Annotated in this window: 20 protein-coding genes and 1 riboswitch; of the genes, 13 read left to right on the top strand and 7 right to left on the bottom strand. The window is 54.1% G+C overall.

What is annotated here, in order from left to right; all coding sequences use genetic code 11:
- Positions 1-14: 14 nt before the first annotated feature.
- The 3 genes from BM258_RS05940 to BM258_RS05930 all read right to left on the bottom strand — a co-directional run bounded on the left by BM258_RS05940 (position 15) and on the right by BM258_RS05930 (position 2988).
- The gene (locus BM258_RS05940) at positions 15-1103 is read right to left on the bottom strand and encodes a GNAT family N-acetyltransferase (protein ID WP_090069959.1); all 1089 of its coding nucleotides are present in this window, start codon (positions 1101-1103) and stop codon (positions 15-17) included.
- A 204-nt stretch (positions 1104-1307) separates the two neighbouring features.
- The gene (locus tag BM258_RS05935) at positions 1308-1883 is read right to left on the bottom strand and encodes an IMPACT family protein (RefSeq protein ID WP_090069956.1); all 576 of its coding nucleotides are present in this window, start codon (positions 1881-1883) and stop codon (positions 1308-1310) included.
- 4 nt (positions 1884-1887) lie between these two features.
- Positions 1888-2988: a 2'-deoxycytidine 5'-triphosphate deaminase gene (locus BM258_RS05930; RefSeq protein WP_090069954.1), complete on the bottom strand. Its 1101-nt coding sequence runs from the start codon at positions 2986-2988 to the stop codon at positions 1888-1890.
- A 338-nt stretch (positions 2989-3326) separates the two neighbouring features.
- Between BM258_RS05930 and BM258_RS05925 the strand changes: the two genes are divergently transcribed.
- From BM258_RS05925 to BM258_RS05910, 4 genes are all read left to right on the top strand, one after another.
- Positions 3327-3995: a hypothetical protein gene (locus tag BM258_RS05925; RefSeq protein ID WP_090069951.1), complete on the top strand. Its 669-nt coding sequence runs from the start codon at positions 3327-3329 to the stop codon at positions 3993-3995.
- Between the two features lie 202 nt (positions 3996-4197).
- Positions 4198-4869 (top strand): hypothetical protein, encoded by a 672-nt coding sequence (locus tag BM258_RS05920; RefSeq protein WP_139229209.1) that lies wholly within the window; start codon positions 4198-4200, stop codon positions 4867-4869.
- 84 nt (positions 4870-4953) lie between these two features.
- A riboswitch (SAM riboswitch) is annotated at positions 4954-5033 on the top strand.
- 137 nt (positions 5034-5170) lie between these two features.
- On the top strand, positions 5171-6367 hold the full coding sequence (locus tag BM258_RS05915) for an O-succinylhomoserine sulfhydrylase (protein WP_090069947.1): 1197 nt from the start codon (positions 5171-5173) through the stop codon (positions 6365-6367).
- A gap of 135 nt (positions 6368-6502) precedes the next feature.
- Positions 6503-6943, top strand: coding sequence for an acyl-CoA thioesterase (locus tag BM258_RS05910; protein WP_090069945.1), 441 nt, complete (start codon positions 6503-6505; stop codon positions 6941-6943).
- A gap of 80 nt (positions 6944-7023) precedes the next feature.
- Here BM258_RS05910 and BM258_RS05905 read toward each other — a convergent pair whose 3' ends face one another.
- Genes BM258_RS05905 through BM258_RS05895 form a run of 3 tightly spaced genes read right to left on the bottom strand, consistent with a single transcriptional unit; the run spans position 7024 to position 9293 of the window.
- Positions 7024-7212 carry a hypothetical protein gene (locus tag BM258_RS05905; protein WP_090069944.1) on the bottom strand — a complete coding sequence of 63 codons (189 nt, stop codon included), beginning with the start codon at positions 7210-7212 and terminating at the stop codon, positions 7024-7026.
- Between the two features lie 4 nt (positions 7213-7216).
- Positions 7217-8344 carry a YeeE/YedE family protein gene (locus BM258_RS05900; protein ID WP_210186668.1) on the bottom strand — a complete coding sequence of 376 codons (1128 nt, stop codon included), beginning with the start codon at positions 8342-8344 and terminating at the stop codon, positions 7217-7219.
- A gap of 4 nt (positions 8345-8348) precedes the next feature.
- Positions 8349-9293, bottom strand: coding sequence for a sulfurtransferase (locus BM258_RS05895; RefSeq protein ID WP_210186667.1), 945 nt, complete (start codon positions 9291-9293; stop codon positions 8349-8351).
- Between the two features lie 339 nt (positions 9294-9632).
- Between BM258_RS05895 and BM258_RS05890 the strand changes: the two genes are divergently transcribed.
- Positions 9633-10061: a VOC family protein gene (locus BM258_RS05890; protein WP_090069940.1), complete on the top strand. Its 429-nt coding sequence runs from the start codon at positions 9633-9635 to the stop codon at positions 10059-10061.
- A 98-nt stretch (positions 10062-10159) separates the two neighbouring features.
- On the opposite strand, the gene BM258_RS05885 is transcribed toward BM258_RS05890, so the two are convergent.
- The gene (locus BM258_RS05885; protein WP_090069938.1) at positions 10160-10771 is read right to left on the bottom strand and encodes a CDP-alcohol phosphatidyltransferase family protein; all 612 of its coding nucleotides are present in this window, start codon (positions 10769-10771) and stop codon (positions 10160-10162) included.
- A 287-nt stretch (positions 10772-11058) separates the two neighbouring features.
- On the opposite strand from BM258_RS05885, the gene apaG reads away from it, so the two are divergent.
- The 8 genes from apaG (at position 11059) to phoB (ending at position 20199) form a co-directional block, all read left to right on the top strand.
- Positions 11059-11457 carry a Co2+/Mg2+ efflux protein ApaG gene (gene apaG / locus BM258_RS05880; protein WP_244544604.1) on the top strand — a complete coding sequence of 133 codons (399 nt, stop codon included), beginning with the start codon at positions 11059-11061 and terminating at the stop codon, positions 11455-11457.
- A gap of 457 nt (positions 11458-11914) precedes the next feature.
- On the top strand, positions 11915-13255 hold the full coding sequence (locus tag BM258_RS05870; RefSeq protein ID WP_175527942.1) for an ATP-binding protein: 1341 nt from the start codon (positions 11915-11917) through the stop codon (positions 13253-13255).
- A gap of 258 nt (positions 13256-13513) precedes the next feature.
- Positions 13514-14554, top strand: a complete 1041-nt coding sequence (locus BM258_RS05865; RefSeq protein WP_090069928.1) for a substrate-binding domain-containing protein — start codon at positions 13514-13516, stop codon at positions 14552-14554.
- A 268-nt stretch (positions 14555-14822) separates the two neighbouring features.
- Positions 14823-16370, top strand: a complete 1548-nt coding sequence (gene pstC / locus BM258_RS05860; RefSeq protein ID WP_090069926.1) for a phosphate ABC transporter permease subunit PstC — start codon at positions 14823-14825, stop codon at positions 16368-16370.
- The gene (gene pstA, locus BM258_RS05855) at positions 16370-17692 is read left to right on the top strand and encodes a phosphate ABC transporter permease PstA (protein ID WP_090069923.1); all 1323 of its coding nucleotides are present in this window, start codon (positions 16370-16372) and stop codon (positions 17690-17692) included. Before pstC ends, pstA begins: the two co-directional genes overlap by 1 nt.
- A 91-nt stretch (positions 17693-17783) precedes the next feature.
- Complete coding sequence (gene pstB / locus BM258_RS05850) at positions 17784-18590, top strand: phosphate ABC transporter ATP-binding protein PstB (protein ID WP_090069921.1); 807 nt, start codon at positions 17784-17786, stop codon at positions 18588-18590.
- 77 nt (positions 18591-18667) lie between these two features.
- Complete coding sequence (gene phoU / locus BM258_RS05845; RefSeq protein ID WP_090070428.1) at positions 18668-19339, top strand: phosphate signaling complex protein PhoU; 672 nt, start codon at positions 18668-18670, stop codon at positions 19337-19339.
- Between the two features lie 161 nt (positions 19340-19500).
- Positions 19501-20199 (top strand): phosphate regulon transcriptional regulator PhoB, encoded by a 699-nt coding sequence (gene phoB / locus BM258_RS05840; RefSeq protein WP_090070426.1) that lies wholly within the window; start codon positions 19501-19503, stop codon positions 20197-20199.
- Positions 20200-20272: the final 73 nt, after the last annotated feature.

Raw genomic sequence — 20272 nt, 5'->3', positions numbered from 1 at the left:
GCTTGCCTTCCCTATCAGGATACCCAGCGACGTAGACGCTCGGACATGGCGGTCCTGTTCACCGCTTCGGCAACCGTTAGGCCAACATTGCCAAGCATGGAATGGGTATGCCAAAGCGTGAAGATGGGCACTTTACGCGTGCCGAACTTGAGCTTGTAGGGCTCATCTCCAACGGTGAAGTCAAAGACCTTCATACCTTCCTTGACGCATTCCTCAATCAGGTCTTCCGTCATGAGCAGACCGGGGGAATAGCGCCCCACCCGCTCGAAATCGAGTCCCATCATCAGCATCAGATAGCGACCATTATGCTCAATGGCATATTGAACGGCGACGATCTGATCGTCGTAGGTGAACTGGTACAGGCGCACATAGCCGCTTGCGGCATTCTCGATTGCCAGATTGACATAAAAATCGAAGGTGTGCTGTGTCTGAATGAGGTCCTCACCGGGGCGATCCTTGTAGCGCTCCTTATGGAACTCTCTCAGATGATCCATGGCCACCCGGATGGGCTCTTCATCGACAAGGCGATGCATTTGCCAGTTGCCCTCTCGCATCATCGCGCGCCTTTTCTTGTCGCGATGTTTGCGCTCGCTTTTGGAAATATTGGCAAGGCGCCATTCCTGATAGTCCGGACCGAGTTGCGTGATATAGGCGGAAAATTCCGCGCGCTGGAAATGCCCCGAAGGGAACAGTCGCAACACGGCAGGATCGTTGACAGGCATGTGCTTGACACGTAGCACGTCGTAGGCACCCAACGTTTCAAGGAGTCGTTTGCTCAGATAGTCCGGGTCAGGGATCCAGTTTCCGATATCTTTGTGCATCGTCGGCAAAGCATAGTCGACCAGACACATATTGGCATATTCGAGGATGGTCGCCCCGAGCTTTTTGCGAGCGATCAGAGGGACGAGCCCAACAAGACAGCCGGATTTCTTGCAGCGCATTTGCAATGTGCGCTCCTCAATGTCCGGAAAATTCTTCAAATACTGCTGCATAGCATGATGCCAAAGCGGATGCTGAAAAGCTGTGACATCGGCCTGATCAAACAGGGCCTTATATTCCTCGGAAAGAAAATCAAAACTTGAACATACGCTCAACTCAAGCATAACAATTGCCTGCAACTTTTTGGTCAATGAGAAGTGTTACGGCCTAACCATTTCATAGAGAAGATAAGCAATCGTGAATCGTTCAGGCAAAAACACCAGAAAGTTGCATAATAGGTATTTAATTTACTTGTTTATACACGTTTTGAGATACGCGCGGTAACTGCGACGAAAATTCGAGGGAGTTTGAGGAGAAGTTCAAGAGTGTCAGTAGAGATTAAGCTCATGCATGAAAGCAGCCATGCTCTCAATGGTTGATTTGGGCCCTTCTAACAAGATATCGACACCGGCTTCATGATAGCTGCGATCAAGCACGCGCAGCTGCAACATGGCGATCTGGCGCTCTATTTCGCTGGTCTGGTCGAACCGGCCCGTAAAGGTCTTTTGAACGATGCGTTGCCAGGGCACCAACGTGGCCGCGTCCAGTGCCATGGAGGCCACACCGGAATAGGCACGCGCCAATCCCCCTGCCCCCAGCTTGGTGCCACCAAAATAGCGCACAACGATCACGCCACAATTGATGATTTCACGCCCGATCAACACCTTGAGCATCGGCATGCCAGAGGTACCCGCAGGTTCCCCGTCATCCTTGGCACCTTCCTCGATATGATCATCCTCATGAATGAGGCGGAAAGCGGTTACATGATGGTTGGCCTTGCGATGCTCTATGCGCAAGTCTTCGAGACGGGCTTCGAACTGCTCGATAGGCACGAGGAAAGCCAGAAATTTGGACTTTTTCTCCTCAAGCTCGGCATAGAATTCGGTTTCGATTGTTTGCAGCATGGCATCATGCCATCCGGAAATGCTTGGACAGTTTCAACCCCTGCGCCTGATAGTTGGACCCGATGCCCGTGCCATAGAGGCGGGTCGGACGTGCCCGCATGCGTTCATAGGCGAGACGTCCGATCAACTGGCCATGCTCCACAATGAAGGGCACTTCATGGCTGCGCACTTCCAGCACGGCACGGCTCCCCTTGCCTCCAGCTTCCGAGGCGCCGAAGCCGGGGTCGAAGAAGCCAGCATAATGCACCCGGAATTCGCCCATAAGCGGGTCGAACGGTACCATCTCGGCGGCATAACAGGGGGGAACATGCACCGCTTCGCGCGAGACCAGAATATAGAACTGGTCCGGGTCCAGAATAAGTGCATTCTTGCCGCGCCCCGCTATAGGTTCCCAGAAATCGAGCATATCGAGTGCATCGCGCTTGTCGACATCAATAACAGCACTATGGCGCTTGGCGCGATAGCCGATGATGCCTTCTCCTTCCAGATCGATCGACACTGCAATGCCGTTGTCGATAAAGGGATCATCGGAGGCAATGACAAGGCTTTCGCTGTTATGGAGCGCCAGATGTTCGGCATCACTGAGGCGCGAACGCCCCTGCCGGAAGCGGATCTGTGTCAAGCGGCTACCGGCACGGACCACAATGGGAAATGTGCGCGGGCTGACTTCCAGAAAGAGCTGGCCGCGATAACCGGTTGGGATGGTATCGAATTGGCGGGACCTGTCTGCAATGACACGGGTAAAAATGTCTAGCCGTCCGGTGGAGCTCTTGGGATTGGCGGCCGCCTCGATGAAATCTGGCAGGGCCAGACTTTCCATCAACGGCACAATGTAAACACAGCCGGTTTCCAGCACAGCCCCTTCTGTCAGGTCAATCTGGTGGAGCTGCAACCGCTCCAGTTTCTCTTCAACGGTCTCGTTGGGACCGGGCAGGAAGGAGGCGCGCACACGATAGGCGGTGGCTCCAAGGCGCAAATCCAGACTGGCGGGCTGGATCTGATCGGCATCGGGAGGACAGGCAAACCGGATCCCCTCGCCTTCGACCAGTTGGGTAATATCGGCGTCATTGAGAATACCGCTTCCGGTAAAGGAGAAATCAGTCATGCATAGGCCCGTTCATTGCGTTTTCATGTTGTTTAACAGGGATAGTGCCCTTGGGCAACCAGCCAGAAAGCGGGCCAGAACCGGCCCATGAAGGGGCGAACCTCCTGCGCTATGCTCGCATAGCGGCAGCGTCATGCCTTCATTGCGTGAGCAGATAGTCCAGAAATGCATAGACACATTTGTAGTTGTGCACAAATGGGCAGTTGGTTCAAATTTTAGCTTTTATTTTTACCGCAGAAATAGGGAAGTCTACTAATATTGGACACACCTTGACAGAAGGCGTCTGACGACAGCAGGCGCCATTGCTATATGGCCAACCAGGAACAATAGTGTCTTAGATGAAAAAGCTCCTCGCGGTTTGCATTTTAACGGCCTGCTTTATCACAGGCATCATTCTCACATACGAGACTCCGGCAAACTCCAATCAGCTCAATGGTACACGTTTGACTTCTGCCGAGAAGCAGGAAGCGGAAAGCAAGATTGAATCCTTCCTTGAATCGAATATGGCCTATTTCAATCCCTTCAGCGATCAGGTGCAGGTGAACAATTGCAAGATCACCTACCGGCTGAACAGCACGGGCGATTGCGCAGGCTCTCCGACGGCGCGCTTCAACGAGTTCCAGATTGATCTCAAGGATGTTCGCAAGGTGCGGATTTTTGAAAATTCGCGTCGCGGCACCGGTGCTGCCGGGTCCATCCGCTTCGAATTCACCGAAGACGTGCAAAAGCGGTTCGATCGCGCCAAGCAGCTGTTCAAGCGCTATAATCAGCATAACAATGGCTATACCGGTTCCATGTGGGCACAAGAAGCCTATTCGGCAGAACAGAATGCCGTGAAGGGTGCAGGGCTGCCCAGCATGCGCAGTTATGCCAAAACGCAGAATTGCTCACGCAGCATCCAGCAGTTCCACCTGCCCAAGACGCTTGGTACCATCAGCCTCTCAACGGTGGATCGCGGTGCCGCCTACAGTTTGAAAAATTACCACGCCAGCTGCATCAACAGCTAAGTCTTGTGCTTACGATTGAGCACATCGGCAATCGAACGACACCCAATCCCTTGTCAAAAATACCTAAACTTTAGATTGAAATTTTCCACATTAATCGTGAAATAGATTCAATTTTAATCTTTCTGCTATGCGCGTTTAAAACAGTTTCGACCAAAATTCCCTCATTGACTAGTTCCACCAGACACAGACATTTTGCGAAAAAATGAAAAAGAATATTATCGTCTTAACTTCCCTATTCTCGGTGATCATTGTTGCCATCTGCTTTCTGGCCCTTTTCGAAGGAAAGAGCTTTGCCAAAATCAAACCGCTTTTCAGCAAGAGAGAAGTGGCGCGAATGGAAAGCATCATTCAAAAGGCGCTTTCAGAGACATCCAATGTCGCCTATGGCAGTGATCTGGTGGTGAAGGATTGCGAGATCATCAATCGGGTTGAAACAGCACGCAATTGCGCAGATCCCTATTCCCTTCGCCTGCAGGAATTTCGGCTCGACATCAGGGAAACAGCATCTGTCACCCAGTCCAGTCTGGTTTCCAGCAAACCGGGTCGTCAGAGCCTCCTGAAGTTTCACTTCACCCCTGAGATCGAGCAGAAGGTGCAGAGCGCCAAGCAGCAGATCTGGGAGTATGTGAGCGACAAACACGGGTTGCGCGGAGCTGTCTGGGGCGAGTTTGCGGAATCCGCAGAACAACGCCTTGTCAAACAATATGGCTTCGACAAACTGGGCAGCTATGATGTCACCCAGACCTGCGGCTCCAGCAAGAAGATGCGCCATCTACCCGAGAAGCTCGGAACCTATATTCTGAGTGGTGATTCCAGAGAGTTGGGACGGGTCATCAAATCCTATCACCAATATTGTGTTTCCTCGGATTCATAAGCGGGCCTGCAGCGGCATGCCTTAGGCGGGACACTGGTGCCCGGAGCCGTGCCATTGACAGGTGAGGTCTTTGAGCGTACAGAATGTCGCACTTGTGGTCATTTGAGCCGACCGGCTTGCCGCCACGTAAAAGAATGTTGCTAAAAGGTCGGGGATGAAAAACAGTCTATCCCGGCCATACTAACCTATGTCGCCGGGTTTTATTTTGCCCAAAATCCGGCCACCCACGAAGAATGAGCCCGACGTCTCGCGGTGTTCTGCTCCGGACGGCGTGTGGGCAAAACAAGAACAGGATTGAGCCATGTCTGAGACCAAAAAGCCCGAAACCGGTTATCGCCCAGCGACCGAAATGGTCCATGGAGGCGCTATGCGTTCGCAGTGGGGGGAAACATCCGAAGCGCTTTTCATGACGCAGGGTTACGTCTATGACAGTGCAGAAGCTCAGGAGGCCCGCTTCAATGGCGAGGAACCGGGCTATGTCTATTCGCGTTATGCCAACCCGACTGTCTCGATGTTCGAAAGCCGTATGGCGCTGCTCGAAGGCGCTGAAGGCGCGCGCGGTACGGCCTCCGGCATGGCGGCAGTTTCATCAGCCATGCTTTCTTGCGTGAAGGCCGGAGATCATGTGGTGGCTGCCAGCGCCCTATTCGGCTCCTGTCTTTATATCGTTTCGGAGTTGCTGCCCCGCTTCGGCGTTGAATGCACCTTGGTCGACGGCACCAATCTGGAAGAATGGAAAGCGGCGATGCGGCCAAACACCCGTGCCTGCTTCCTTGAAAGCCCGACCAACCCGGTTCTCTCCGTCATCGATATTGCTGGCGTCGCCGAGATTGCTCATGAGGCTGGTGCAAAGCTGGTTGTCGATAACGTGTTTGCAACGGCCATGTGGCAAAGCCCGCTGGCGCTGGGGGCCGATGTGGTCATCTATTCTGCTACCAAGCATATTGATGGTCAGGGTCGATGTCTGGGCGGTGTCGTGTTGTCGACCGAACAGTTTCTGGAAGAAGAATTCAAGGATATCCATCGCCATACCGGCCCGTCGCTTTCTCCGTTCAATGCATGGATCATGCTCAAGGGACTGGAAACCTTCCCTCTGCGCGTGAAGGAACAGACACTGAGCGCGGGCATCCTTGCCGACCGTCTGGCAGAGCACAAAGCCATAGATCGCATTTTCTATCCCGGTCGCGAGGATCATCCGCAGGCTGACGTCTGCAAGAAACAGATGCGCGGCGGCTCTACCATGGTTGCGCTCAACGTGGCTGGCGGCAAGGAAAAGGCCTTCCAGCTGGAAAATGCCCTTAAGGTCATCAAGATTTCCAACAATCTGGGCGACGCCAAGAGCCTGATCACCCATCCGGCCACCACCACACATCAGCGTCTCACCGATGATCAGCTGGCTGCAGCCGGTATCGGTCAGGGCACATTGCGTTTCTCGGTTGGTCTTGAAAATGTAGAAGACCTTTGGGAAGATTTCGAGCAGGCACTTGCCAGCCTCTGATCGTCACCCGACAGAGCTATTCACCAGTTTCAGGGGCGCTTTTCCAGAAGCGCCCCTATTGCTTTGCCGATTGCCTTGAAGCTGCCCCCTTTCCTCGAATAGACTGGCCGCATCACGTCCAAAAGGCAAAGATAGATGTCCCAGAATTCTTCCTCTGAAAAAGACCCGACCATTCCCTATGACATGCCGATCGAGGTTCTGCCTTCCGATATCGACATGATGGGACATGTCAACAACACCATCTATTTGCGCTGGGTTCAGGAAGCGGCGACCGAGCATTGGGATGCTGTTGCCCATGAAGATGATCACACTGCGATGGTCTGGCTCATCACCCGCCATGAAATAGACTACAAGCGCCCCGCTTTTGAAGGTGACAAGCTGGTTGCCCGCACATGGGTTGGCTATTATGAGCACCATAAATGCGAACGCTTCACCGAGATTATCCGCTTGAGCGACAAGCGCATTATGGCCAGCGTCAGAACACTTTGGTGCCCGATCAGTCAAGAAACGAAGCGCACGGTTCGCCTCTCTGAAGAGCAGATTGGGCGCTATTCCAAGGGGCGCAAGCCTGCCTGACCCCTTGACTAATCTTTGATATAAAAGTCCGGACGAGAAACCCGCCCGGACCATGCTTGCCACCGTGTAGTCTTAAAAACTCATTTTTTGGGCGGGACCAGCGCACAAAAGGCCCCGCTGGCCGCTTCATCCGAGCCCAGCATGATGGCAGCCGGCGCCGTATAGGGATTGAGCGGCTGGCTTGTCTGAAGATCGAAGACCAGAAGCGCACCAAGTGCCAGCAGAGTTGCTGATGCAGGCAACGCCCGACTTGTGAAAAATCCAGTCATGTTTCTACCCCTCCAGTCCCAGCGGTTTGCGCAAGCGGATGCCAACCCACGAACCGGCAAAGGCGGCCACAAACCAGGCCCAGCCATGCAGGCTGCCGGTGGAGATGCCCGAGAAGAACGCGCCGACATTACAGCCCAGCGCCAGACGGGACGAATAGCCCAACAGGAACCCCGCCACGATGGCGGCAATCCATGCCTTTGCAGACAGGGAGGGCAGTTTCGCCGAGAGGCCAGACCGCCAGACAGCCACGATGAAGGCGCCCAGAATGATTCCGAGGTTGGTCAGCGATGTGTAGTCGGTCAGAAGACTGGCCGCGAGCCGCTCCTGATGAGCTGCACTTGCCCAATAGGGAGAGGCAGACAGATTGGCGCCCAGCGCGCTGGTGACTTTTGCTCCCCAAAGCCCGAGGCCATAGACGACGCCCCAAGGCTGACCGGCTACGACAAAGTTGGCGACTGCTAGTGCGGCGAGCAAAAGGGCAGCAACGAGCAAGCGGCGCGGCACCTTGCGTGCCTGCTTTGGCGCGACAGCCAAAGCCACGCCTCCCACGATCAGCAGACCCAACAGGGTGATACCTAGACCGCTTGTGCCTTGCAGAGTTACCAGTGGCAGCTGCCCCAGTTCCGTCCACCAGAGCAGATGATATGATCCGGTAAAGGCACCGATGATGAAGAAGGGGAGCGCAACCACGCTCACCGGATTGCCGCTGCCCGCATTGACCAGCGTCCCCGAGCCACAGCCAAGCACAAGCTGCATGGCCGCTCCAAAGACAAAAGCGCCCCCGACCATGGCCCAGCCAATGGCGGCATGAGCTCCGATCAATTCGGGATGGTCTCCCGAGAGCAGCGGAAACGCGACTATAGCCACCAAAGCAATGGCGATAAGCTGAGCAAGAAGGCCCGCCGGTTCGCGCCGCAGGATCATGGCCCGCCATGGTCCGGCAAAGCCGAACCGCAAACCCTCAAGCGTCAGGCCGAAACCGATGCCGATGGCCAGCAGAAGCCCGTAGCGGACGCCGGCAGCAGCAATCAGGGTTAAGATGGCAATAAGGGCGACACCTATAAGAGCGGCCCTTATAAACAGACGAGACCCCTTGGAAGGGGTCTCAAAAGATGCGCTGATATCAGTCACTGGATTAGCCGCCGGTTACCTGTTTGATGAGGGTTTGAACAAGGCCTGGCGTGTTGGCCAGATCATAGCCAGCGTTGGAATAGCCCACCACAGATTCCGGATAGAGCTTCACATTGTCCAGCTCGGCCAGTTCGGAAAGCGCGAACCAGTTGGTTGCGGCCCAGTGACCGGTGTTGCAGAAGCTCACCAGCTCTTCGCCACCCTTGAAGCCAGCCTCATTGGCCAATTGCTTGACCTTGGCCGCATCGGCAATGACCGGCTTGTTATCGAACCAGCTTGAATGCACGAAATATTCAGACTGAGGCAATGTGCCAGGCTTGGCCGCAGCAGGGTGCTTTTTCTCGCCTTTCCAGAATTCTTCCGGACGGGCGTCGACCAGACGGGCCGTCTCTTCACCATTGACAATCTTCAGGATCTCTTCGCGGGAAGCACGCCATTCATCAGAGAAGCTCACATCAATGGTGGTTTTCTGGGGAGATACTGCGCCAATTTCGAAGGAAAGGCCCTGCTGCTCCCAATTGTTCAGTCCCCCATTGAGAATGGCAATATCTGTAAAGCCTGCCGATTTCAGCGTCCAGTAGACGCGGGCTGCCGTACCAAAATCAGAGATGTTGGCCCCCTGATAGGCAATGACCGTGGCACGGTCTTTTTCCGCTCCGATGTCACCGAGCACTTTTTCCAAGTGTTCTTCGGTTACCAGCTGGCCCGGATTTTCCTTGGGGCCACGAAACAGACCATAAGGTGCGTTGACCGACCCAGCGATGTGACCCTGTTCAAACAGGCTGGCGCCGTCTTTACTGTTACCACGAATATCGATGATCAGAGGCTTGTCAGCATCTGCAACAGCATTGAGATCCTGTGGGGAAACCAAAGGCCCGAAGGTTGCGGCGAAGGTCGGGGTTACAAACAGCCCGAATGCAACGAAGGCTTGGAATAGCATTTTTTTCATAAGTGTCTCCGTGTGAGCCAATTCGGTCTATCAGCATCGCTGCATTTGCGAATTGTTTGAACGTGATGTCTCAAGCAGCCAGAAGCCTCCCCGGCCCCAGCGCTTTTGTTGGGGCTATTGTGCTTTTCCGCTCTGTTTTTACAAGAAAGAGGATCTTAAAGTTCATTTTTAAATTAGAATATCCTGCGCCCTTGCCAGCGTATCTTGATAAATTTTGCCACAGTGTCGGCTCGTGCTCCCAAATTGAGAAAATTGCTTTTCTCAATTGCGCATTATCCTAGGGCCTATAACGCAGCATTATAGCGGACAGGATCATTCTGCCCGATTAGGAGGATATGCATGGACCCGCGGTTATCACTGGTCACCCTTGGCGTCACCGATCTTGAGCAATCCGTGCGTTTCTATCGCGATGGCCTAAGCTGGCCCACAAGCTATACGTCGGGCGATGGCGTTGCCTTTTTCAAGACATGGGGCACGGTGTTTGCACTCTATCCAATCGACAAAATGGCCGAGGAGATCCCCGGCGGAACGTTCAAACCGCAGGCAGGTGCTTGTGGCATCACGCTGGCGCATAATTGTCGTGAGCGAGAAGAGGTAGACAGTGTGTTACTGCTGGCTCAAAAAGCGGGGGCCGAGATCAGGAAATCCGCCAGTGACACCTTCTGGGGCGGCTATAGCGGCTATTTCTCCGATCCCGACGGCTATCTCTGGGAAGTTGCCTGGGGTGCCTTCCCCATTGGAGATGACGGACATCTGGTTCTGCCTTGAGGCATTTTGCCTATAATGCCAAAGATTGCCTTGGCACGGTTGCTTGCGGTGCGCAATGATCAGAGATGCGCATCACTTTCAGGCGCCTTTCCATCGGGCTAATCCGTATCGGTGAACAGCTCTCTGGCCAGCAGAATGCGTGAGACCGTGGTGATCGCGGTTATGGCTGCAAAGCTATAGGCGATCACGCCAAACCAGTCCGGCAGCAGGCAGAACAGAGCAAAGACCGCATATGTTTCCCCCGCTTCGGCAAGCCCGCCGGTAAAATAAAGCGATTTTGAGCCATGGCTCTCGGTTGAGATCTTGCGCTTCTCGGCCATGATGGCAAAGGCAAGAAAGCTTGCCCCATTGGCATAAAAGACCATCAGTAGTACAGCGGCAGGCAGAGCATTCTCCGGGCGCGCGAAGGCGAATGCCAGCGGAACAAGACCGTAGAAAATGAAATCGAAGACAATGTCGAGATAACCGCCTAGATCGGTTTTTCGCCCTGCTCGGGCGACAGCACCGTCCAGTCCATCCATCAAACGGCTCAGGCCAATCAGCAGCAGACCCCAAAGATACAACTCATAGGCGATAAACAGGCCTGCGACGCCACCGATAATCAAGCCAAGCGTCGTTATTTGATTGGCAGTTACCCCAAACGCATGCAGGCTCTTGCCGATATGCCCAATTGTTGGGTCTATGATTCCTTTTATCCGGGCATCCAGCATGGTGATCCTTCCATTTCTTCTCTTAAAGTTTAGGTGCGCCTATATTTGATTACCTAATTAGTATTGGTAAGACATGTCTGTTTGTGGATTGAACTATTACCAATACAATTTCTGGTCTGCCTGTTCTATAATACAGCAGGGAGGTTATATTAATTTGGACAAAGCTTTGCTAAACAATTCCTATGAATTTTTCGCGAGTTTTGCCGGAACATAACTCTGATTTCTTCATTCTATTCCGATGGCCAAGCCTAGCATGAACCATCGTTCCACCGGAGTATGAGGACCAAGTGCAGAAATACACAGCAACAACCGGATCGATTCAAGTCATGGTTGTGCCGGAATATCAACCGGACCAATCAACGCCCGACAGAGGACAACATGTTTGGACCTATCATGTTGAAATCTGCAACAACGGCCAATCCAACATTCAGCTCCAGGCTCGTTTCTGGCGAATAGTGGATGGTCAGGGTCGAATACAGGAAGTCCATGGCCATGGCGTGGTCGGGGAGCGCCCCCATATTGGCGCCGGCAACAGCTTCCAATATACCTCGGGCTGTCCGCTCGATAGCGAAAGTGGCTTCATGTCTGGCCATTATGAAATGGAACTGGATGACGGGACGAAGTTTGATGTTACCATTCCCACTTTCTCGCTCGACATTCCAGATCAGACCAAAATTCTGAACTGATACCCTCTGGCTTTGTACGCGCATGCGCTGCCTGCATGCCTCAGGGTCTGAGGGTCTCGGGGTCTCAGTCGTCAAAGACGGCCGCCGGTGAGATATCAACAACAAACTTTTATCGGCTGCTTGCGCCTGCGCCAGCGGCCAATCTGTGTTTTGGTCCTCTTGAGAATGCGGTGTTTTCTCTTTAAAGCTCTATAAAATAATGCATAACCGACGTTTTCTCAGCCAATGAGCAGGAATGGCCGAACGGTTTCCCGGATATCGCCAGCTCATCGAACCACTCTTGCCCTGTTGCATCTTCGAGCAGATTGGCGAAATTTTGTTCGAATTTCCCTTGCGCAATAAGTGCGGCAGGTCGTTGTTGCAAAATGGTTGCTTTTGTTTGGCATGGTGCTTGCCAGCCAATCGGGGAAACAAGGCCCCCGGCTTTTTTTATTATTGTTGAATTGGAATGAACGACATGGCACGCGACAACCGCAAAGCAGGACTTGGAACTTCGGCCGATCTGGACCGCCTTTTGGGCGGAGGCCCGCTGAACCGGTTGTATGGCGCTCGTTGGTCTTTGATCGTCATGGCCATTGGCCTAAGCTGGATTGCCATGCAGGACGAGCGGGAAATGTGGCATGTGGGGCTTGTTCTTGTTGCTGTGATCATGGCCACGATGTTTCTGCCACGCCGCCGTAAGGTTACGCGCCTCAAGGCCAAGGTGGAAGCACGCCGTCGTGCGATCGTGCCTGACGTCAACATGCGCAAACTGGCCTCTGCCCTGCCGGACCCCTGCTTCATTCTGGATCGGCGCGGCATCGTCCGCTTTGCCAACCATGCAGGCTCGTCCATTTTTGGCAATGTAAAAGAAGGCGACCCGCTGTCCTTCAGAATCAGACAGCCGGACATGTTGGCCGCATTGGATAATGTGCTCGATGGTGGCCCTATTGAAAAGGTGGACTATACCCTCAAGAGCCATAGCGAACGCTTCTATGAGGCATGGGTCACACCTATTCATCTGAATTCCGACCCTGAAGGGGAGCATCGCCCCGAATTCATCCTGTTGCTTCTGCATGATCAGACAGAGCAGAAGAATATGGCCCGGATGCGCGCAGATTTCGTGGCCAATGCCAGCCATGAATTGCGCACGCCGCTGGCGTCCGTCATCGGCTTTATCGAAACCTTGTTGGGCCCGGCCAAGGATGATCCGGTCGCACGCGACCGCTTTTTGCGCATCATGCTTGATCAATCCGAGCGCATGTCGCGGCTGGTTTCGGATCTTCTGTCACTGTCGAGAATCGAAATGCGCGCGCATGTGTTGCCGGACACGCGCGTCGATCTCTCCAAAATCATGCGTCACGTCATCGATAGCCTCAGCCCGCTGGCGCAAGATCTGGATGTCGCAATCAAAACCAATCAGCTGGATGACGATCTCTGGGTTTCCGGTGATCGCGATGAACTGGTGCAGGTGTTCGAGAATCTGGTCGAGAATGCCCTTAAATATGGCAAGGACGGCGAGAAGATCGATATCAGTTATAGTCGGGTCATCGATTCAGCAGACGGCAAGCCCTATCATTGCTTCAATGTGAGGGACTATGGAGCAGGCATTTCGCAGGAGCATTTGCCCCGCCTGACAGAGCGCTTTTATCGCGTGGATGTTGCCTCTTCCAGAGAGCAGAAAGGCACCGGACTCGGATTAGCCATTGTAAAACATATTCTTACGCGGCACCGCGGCAAGCTGCTGGTGGAAAGCCAGCCCGGCGAAGGCGCAACCTTTCAGGTCCGCTTGCCGGTGAGCGACTCTGCCGATTTGTGACACTTTGTGACGGTTTTATAATTGTCCAAAAAATTCTCCATATATTTCAGTTGCTTAAATTGTCATAAAACTGAAATACAGATGTCATATACCCATCACATACGAAGGATAGGTTCGCGCTTGTCCCGGCCACCCGGTCATCATGCTTGCACAGATAGGCGCAAGTCTTTCACGGGAAGGTCGGCATATTCGTGAGCGCACTTTGAAAGCCAATTGTGTGGCTCGTCGCTCGAAAAAACTGACTTATGGAGAGGTCAAGTGAAATTCGCTTCTTTTGCTAGTGCAGCTGCTATTGCTGCCACCGCCGTTCTTGCTGGTACCGCCGCACAGGCTCGTGACCAGGTTCAGGTTGCTGGTTCTTCCACCGTTCTTCCTTATGCAACCATCGTTGCCGAATCTTTTGGTGAAAACTACCCTGACTTCAAAACCCCGGTTGTTGAATCCGGTGGTTCTTCTGCTGGCCTGAAACAGTTCTGTCAGGGCGCTGGTGAAGACACCATCGACGTTGCCAACGCTTCCCGTAAGATCAAAGACAAAGAAATCGCGACCTGCGCTGAAAACGGCGTCAAGGAAATCATGGAAGTCAAAATCGGCTACGATGGCATCGTGTTCGCTTCTGACGTAAACGGCCCGGACTTCGCTTTCGAACCAATTCACTGGTTCAACGCTCTGGCTCCGAAAATCGTTAAAGACGGCAAACTGGTCGACAACTCTAACACCAAATGGTCTGACGTTGACGCCAACTTTGCTGACTGGGAAATCGCAGCTTACATTCCTGGCGAAAAACACGGTACCCGTGAAGTTTTCGAAACCAAGGTTCTGGAAGCTGGCTGTAAAGCCGCTGGCGCCTTCGATCTGTATGTTGCTTCCGGCCTTGACAAGAAAGCCGCTGGCAAAGAATGCATGAAGGTTCGCAAAGACGGTAAAGCCATCGACATCGACGGCGATTACACCGAAACCCTCGCTCGCATCGACAGCAACAAAACCGGCTTCGGCGTGTTCGGTCTTGCTTTCTATGAAAACAACATGGACAAGCTGAAAGTGGCTACCATGTCCGGCATTTCCCCGAATGCTGAAGTGATCGCTGACGGCACCTACCCTGTGTCTCGTCCGCTGTTCTTCTATGTCAAGAAATCTCACCTGGGTGTTATCCCTGGCCTGAAAGAATATGTTGACTTCTTCATGTCCGACGACATGACCGGCGAAGGCTCCCCGACCTCTGAATATGGTCTGGTTCCTGCTCCGGAAGCAGAACGCGAAGCTATCAAAGCTGCGATCGCTGAAGGTAAAACCCTTTAAGCTTTGCTCTTTAGAGCCATGCGCGGGGGCTCCCTGCGCATGGTTTTTTTTGACTTCCGTCAACTGGTTTTTCCGTTAGTTGACCCGCAAGGAAAAAGTGAAGTCCCGTTTTCCGTCTACGGAATGGCGCACGATTATGGGGCAGACGTCTGGAGCGGTTTTCTCCGTCTTACCGATTTTTCTAGATGAAGTCGGATGCAGGCAACCAGAGAAATCTCGTAGTAAATTTACAATGCGATAATTGAAATCGCTCAAGGGGCAGATCGCTATGAGCCCGTTATGGCTTTTGGTAGCTATCATCGTTTTCGCGCTGGTCGGTGCAGTTCTGGGGCGTAATCGCGCCGTCTCCTGCGTCAACGGAAATATAGCTACACTTCATTCGCGTCCCGGATATTACGGTTCCTATGTACTGATATGGACCGCGCTTCCGGCAATTTTCTACATGGTGGCCATTCTTGTTGCGCAGCCATTCTATAACAGCTCAGTGATCGACACCGAGTTGCGCACTGGCTACACCCAATCCTGCGATCTTTCGCTGGCGCGGATTGAAGGGGACGCGGATGCGGAAACCCCCGCCATTTGCGAAGACAAAGAGCAGTATGAAACGCTCGACACCCGCCGCGCCCTGATGCGCAGCGTTGTTGAAAGTGTCGCAATTGGTGTCAGCCTTCTGGACGAGGACACCGCTGCCAAGCTTCACAATGGCCTTGTCGCCGTACGCCCGACTCTCAAATCGGTTGGCGTCGCGCTAGCTGAAGATGTGCCCGGCGCTGTGGTGGATGCAGCAAACCGGCTCAATGAGGTCAACGCGACCGGTAATATGGTTCTGATCGCCGGGGTTGTCCTACTGGTCATTCTCGGGTTTGTCCTTTCCTATCTGCGCGTCAAACCGCGATTGCGTGCACGCAACCTTGTTGAAAGCAACATCAAGGTCGCGCTGGTGCTGGCTTCCTCGATCGCCATCCTGACGACCGTGGGCATTGTGCTTTCGATGTTGTTTGAAGCGATCCACTTCTTCAGTCAGGTGCATCCGTTCAACTTCTTCTTTGGCACCGAGTGGGATCCTCGCTTTACGTCCGCCGGTCGCGAGGGCGGGGGCGAAGGTTCCTTCGGTCTTATTCCGTTGCTCTGGGGTACTCTGTATATTTCCTTTGTCGCCTTGCTCGTAGCGGTTCCAATCGGCATGTTCGCAGCCATCTATATGGCCGAATATGCCAACAATTCGGTCCGCGCCATTGCCAAGCCGCTTCTGGAAATTCTCGCCGGCATCCCGACCATTGTTTATGGTTTCTTTGCGCTGGTCACCGTCGGTCCGTTCCTTCATGACGCCGGTGCGGCTATCGGACTGAATATTTCCGCTACCTCGGTGCTGACGGCAGGCTTCGTCATGGGCATCATGTTGATCCCGTTCATCTCTTCGCTGTCCGATGACATTATCACGGCGGTGCCGCAGTCCCTGCGTGATGGCTCTCTGGGGTTGGGAGCGACCAAGTCGGAAACGATCAAGAAAGTCATTCTGCCCGCCGCCCTGCCGGGGATCGTCGGCTCCGTTCTGCTCGCAGCGTCCCGCGCCATTGGTGAAACGATGATCGTCGTCATGGCCGCAGGCATCGCGGCCAACCTGACAGCCAACCCGTTTGAAGCGGTGACAACAGTGACCGTGAAAATTGTCAGCCAGTTGACTGGTGACCTTGAGTTCAACTCTCCGCAAACCCTTGTGGCCTTTGCGCTGGGTATCACCCTGTTTGTCATCACCCTGGGGCTCAACATCTTTGCTCTGCACATCGTGCGGAAATATCGGGAGCAGTATGACTGATGACTGATGCAACCAACACACAGGGCGAAACCATCGCCACGAGCACGCAGCGCGATCTGGGACTGAAAAAGCGCTACAGTAAAGAACGTCGCTTTCAGGCTCTGGGCATCACAGCCATCATTCTGGGCGTGCTGTTCCTCGTGATGCTGTTCCTGTCTATTGTCACGAAAGGCTATTCCGCCTTTCAGCAGACTAAAATTCATCTCGATCTTTACCTTAATGCCGAGCTGATTGACCCGTCCGGCAACCGCGACATCAGCACCATCCAGATGCCGATCCGCTACAACAAGGTTCTGGAGCGGGCTGTTTCCAAGGCCGTAGGTCTGGACCCCAATGACAAAGCAACACGCAAACAGCAGCGTGTGGCAAAGAGCCTGCTTTCCAAGGGGGCGTCGGTCGATCTGCGCGATCTGGTTGTTGAAAATCCCGATCTGATCGGCACGCGGATAGATTATTGGGCACTGGCAGATGGCGACATCGACAGCTTTGTCAAAGGCCAGATCCCGCGCGACATTCCTGAAACACAGCGTCTGGTCAAAGATGCACAGATCGCCTATATCGATCAGCTGGTTGAAGACGGGGCGATGGAGAAGCAATTCAACACCAACCTGTTCGTGAATGGTCCCTCCTCCCGACCGGAATCGGCCGGTATTGCCGTGGCCGTCATGGGCTCTATTTTCATGATGCTCATCGTGCTGGTGCTGGCTCTGCCAATCGGTGTTGCCGCTTCCATTTATTTGGAAGAATTTGCACCGAAAAATCGCTGGACCGACCTTATCGAGGTGAATATCAACAACCTCGCCGCAGTGCCTTCCATTGTGTTCGGTCTGTTGGGGCTGGCTGTATTCATCAACTTTGCCGGACTGCCGCGGTCCGCTTCGCTTGTTGGCGGTCTGGTTCTAACCCTCATGACGCTGCCGACCATCATCATTGCGACCCGTTCGGCTCTCAAGGCTGTTCCACCTTCCATTCGTGAAGCGGCACTTGGTGTGGGCGCTTCCAAGACACAGGCGATTTTCCACCATGTCCTGCCCCTGGCAACACCGGGTATCCTGACAGGTACGATTATCGGTCTGGCGCAGGCACTTGGTGAAACCGCACCTCTGCTGATGATCGGCATGGTGGCCTTCATCAAGGACTTCCCGACAACGCCGCTTGATCCGGCAACGGCCCTGCCCGTGCAGATCTATATGTGGTCGGGGGAAGCACAACGCGCCTTCACGGAGCGGACATCCGCTGCGATCCTGATCCTTCTGGCGTTTCTTGCGCTGATGAATATTTCCGCGGTGCTTCTGCGTCGCCGCTTTGAGCGCCGCTGGTAAACCCCAGCGACGCACTGAACCACCGGTTTGAATGGCCGGGCAGCCCCAAAGAGACGGCGCCCCGCTCACAGGATAAAGAAAGCATTTGACCATGCAGGATACCAACCCAAACCTCAAGCAGGATAGCGATATCCGCTCCAACCCGATCAAGATGTCGGGTGAGAAGGTGACCGTTCATTATGGCGCCAAACAAGCGCTGTTTGATGTCGATCTGAAGATCGAGGAAAATCAGGTAACGTCGCTCATCGGGCCGTCCGGCTGTGGCAAATCCACGTTCCTGAGATGCCTTAACCGGATGAATGATACCATCGATATCTGCCGCGTCGGCGGCAAGATCATGCTCGATAGCACCGACATCTATAATGCCGACGTGGACGTCGTGGAGCTGCGCGCCCGTGTTGGCATGGTGTTCCAGAAGGCAAACCCGTTCCCGAAAAGCATTTTCGAGAATGTGGCCTATGGCCCACGCATCCATGGCCTCTGCCGCACCAAGGCAGAAATGGATGAAGTGGTTGTCACCTCCTTGCAGAAGGCCGGTCTGTTCGAAGAGATCAAGGATCGTCTTGATGAACCGGGCACAGGTCTTTCCGGTGGGCAGCAGCAGCGCCTTTGCATCGCCCGCGCCATCGCTGTCAGCCCGGAAGTCATTTTGATGGACGAGCCCTGCTCGGCTCTTGATCCGATTGCCACGGCGAAGGTTGAGGAACTGATCGATGAGCTGCGCGAGAATTACACGATCGTCATCGTGACACACTCCATGCAGCAGGCAGCACGTGTGTCCCAGCGCACCGCCTTCTTCCATATGGGCAATCTGGTAGAGGAAGGTCCAACCGACCACATCTTCACCAACCCCAAAGACAAGCGCACCCAAGACTACATCACCGGCCGCTTCGGCTAAGCAATTTGTTCGCCTTCTCTAACAGGCAAAAAGCTTTATCTTGTTGAGAAATGTGCGAATTTAAGGAGAGATTCGAGATGACCGAACATACAGTCAGCTCATATGATGACGACCTGCGCAACCTGACCGGTCGCATTGCGGAGATGGGTGGCCAGGCAGAAAGCATGGTCGAGGATGCCATCAACGCTCTGGTCCGTCAGGACGTGAAGGCGGCACAGGCAACCGCCGCCAAAGACCGCGCCATCAACAAGATGGAACAGCAGATCGAAGAAACCGCCGTTCTGATCATCGCGCGCCGCCAGCCGATGGCACAGGATCTGCGTCAGATCATTGCTGCTTTGCGCATTGCGACCGATCTGGAGCGCGTTGCAGATCTTGGCAAGAATATCGCCCGCTCCATCAGCGCCATGGACGGCAAGACGCCTCCCAAACAGCTGCTGCATGGCATCGAGCATATGGCCGAGATCGTTCTGGAGCAGATGCGCATGGTGCTGGATGCCTACACCACATCGGATTCCAACGCCGCCATCGCCGTTGTCAAACGGGATGACGAAGTGGACGCGATTTACAAGTCCCTGTTCCGGGAATTCCTGACCTACATGATGGAAGATCCGCGCAATATTACCTTCTGCGCCAATCTCCTGTTTGCCGCCAAGCATCTGGAACGCGTGGGCGACCACGCCACCAACATTGCCGAAAGCGTCTACTATGTGGACACCGGCAAGGTTCTGGAAGACGGCACCTTTTAATGTAACGGATCGGGCTCTGGCCCGATCCATCCTTTGCCATGATGGCACGCACACTGGAACAGTTCGGCCCGATTGCCGCCGGCCTGCCCTCTTCAAATGTCAGATCCGAGCGACATCCGATCCTGTCGATCGTCCGGATCGCAGAATGCGGAAAAGTGGTTATGAGCCCCAAAGTCATGATCGTTGAAGATGAAGAAGCCCTCAGCCTTCTTCTTCGTTACAATCTGGAAGCCGAAGGCTATCAGGTTGAAGTGATCGCACGTGGAGATGAAGCAGAAAGCCGGTTGCAGGAAACCCTGCCCGACCTGCTTCTGCTGGACTGGATGCTGCCGGGCCTATCCGGAATTGAACTATGCAGACGCCTGCGCGCCAAGCCCAAAACAGTCAAGCTGCCTGTCATCATGCTGACGGCGCGAGGTGAGGAATCCGAGCGTATTCGGGGTCTTTCAACCGGCGCTGATGACTATGTCGTCAAACCGTTTTCTGTTCCCGAATTGATGGCGCGTGTACGGGCTATTCTGCGCCGGGCAAGCCCTGATCTAGTCGCAACCATTCTCAAGGCCGGGGATCTGGAGCTCAATCGCGAAACCCATCGCGTCAAGCGCGCCAACCGCGAGGTGACTCTGGGACCGACAGAATATCGTCTGCTGGAATTCCTGATGCAGAATCCGGGGCGGGTCTATTCCCGCGAACAATTGCTGGATGGCGTCTGGGGGCATGATGTCTATGTCGATGAACGGACCGTAGACGTGCATGTGGGGCGACTGCGCAAAACCATCAACCGCGGCCGGGCGAAAGATCCCATCCGCACGGTGCGCGGCTCTGGCTATAGCTTCGACGACCAGTTCTCAGTTGAATAGAACGGCGCCAGAAAGCCCTGCGACCTCTTGTGTTCAAAAAGAAGGCCCTGTTTCCGACAGAAACAGGGCCTTT

This window comes from Cohaesibacter marisflavi (assembly GCF_900115225.1).
Classification (GTDB): domain Bacteria; phylum Pseudomonadota; class Alphaproteobacteria; order Rhizobiales; family Cohaesibacteraceae; genus Cohaesibacter; species Cohaesibacter marisflavi.
Note: the sequence above shows the minus strand (reverse complement) of the source record. Positions and strands in the feature narration are given on the sequence as shown.

Excerpts from the sequence above, each read along its gene's own strand:
- BM258_RS05925 (WP_090069951.1), top strand. The coding sequence starts at position 3,327 with ATGAAAAAGCTCCTCGCGGTTTGCATTTTAACGGCCTGCTTTATCACA.
- BM258_RS05890 (WP_090069940.1), top strand. The coding sequence starts at position 9,633 with ATGGACCCGCGGTTATCACTGGTCACCCTTGGCGTCACCGATCTTGAG.
- BM258_RS05915 (WP_090069947.1), top strand. The coding sequence starts at position 5,171 with ATGTCTGAGACCAAAAAGCCCGAAACCGGTTATCGCCCAGCGACCGAA.
- phoB (WP_090070426.1), top strand. The coding sequence starts at position 19,501 with ATGAGCCCCAAAGTCATGATCGTTGAAGATGAAGAAGCCCTCAGCCTT.
- BM258_RS05885 (WP_090069938.1), bottom strand. The coding sequence starts at position 10,771 with ATGCTGGATGCCCGGATAAAAGGAATCATAGACCCAACAATTGGGCAT.
- BM258_RS05935 (WP_090069956.1), bottom strand. The coding sequence starts at position 1,883 with ATGCTGCAAACAATCGAAACCGAATTCTATGCCGAGCTTGAGGAGAAA.
- BM258_RS05910 (WP_090069945.1), top strand. The coding sequence starts at position 6,503 with ATGTCCCAGAATTCTTCCTCTGAAAAAGACCCGACCATTCCCTATGAC.
- BM258_RS05895 (WP_210186667.1), bottom strand. The coding sequence starts at position 9,293 with ATGAAAAAAATGCTATTCCAAGCCTTCGTTGCATTCGGGCTGTTTGTA.
- BM258_RS05905 (WP_090069944.1), bottom strand. The coding sequence starts at position 7,212 with ATGACTGGATTTTTCACAAGTCGGGCGTTGCCTGCATCAGCAACTCTG.
- BM258_RS05940 (WP_090069959.1), bottom strand. The coding sequence starts at position 1,103 with ATGCTTGAGTTGAGCGTATGTTCAAGTTTTGATTTTCTTTCCGAGGAA.
- phoU (WP_090070428.1), top strand. The coding sequence starts at position 18,668 with ATGACCGAACATACAGTCAGCTCATATGATGACGACCTGCGCAACCTG.
- pstC (WP_090069926.1), top strand. The coding sequence starts at position 14,823 with ATGAGCCCGTTATGGCTTTTGGTAGCTATCATCGTTTTCGCGCTGGTC.
- BM258_RS05920 (WP_139229209.1), top strand. The coding sequence starts at position 4,198 with ATGAAAAAGAATATTATCGTCTTAACTTCCCTATTCTCGGTGATCATT.
- pstA (WP_090069923.1), top strand. The coding sequence starts at position 16,370 with ATGACTGATGCAACCAACACACAGGGCGAAACCATCGCCACGAGCACG.
- BM258_RS05930 (WP_090069954.1), bottom strand. The coding sequence starts at position 2,988 with ATGACTGATTTCTCCTTTACCGGAAGCGGTATTCTCAATGACGCCGAT.
- BM258_RS05870 (WP_175527942.1), top strand. The coding sequence starts at position 11,915 with ATGGCACGCGACAACCGCAAAGCAGGACTTGGAACTTCGGCCGATCTG.
- pstB (WP_090069921.1), top strand. The coding sequence starts at position 17,784 with ATGCAGGATACCAACCCAAACCTCAAGCAGGATAGCGATATCCGCTCC.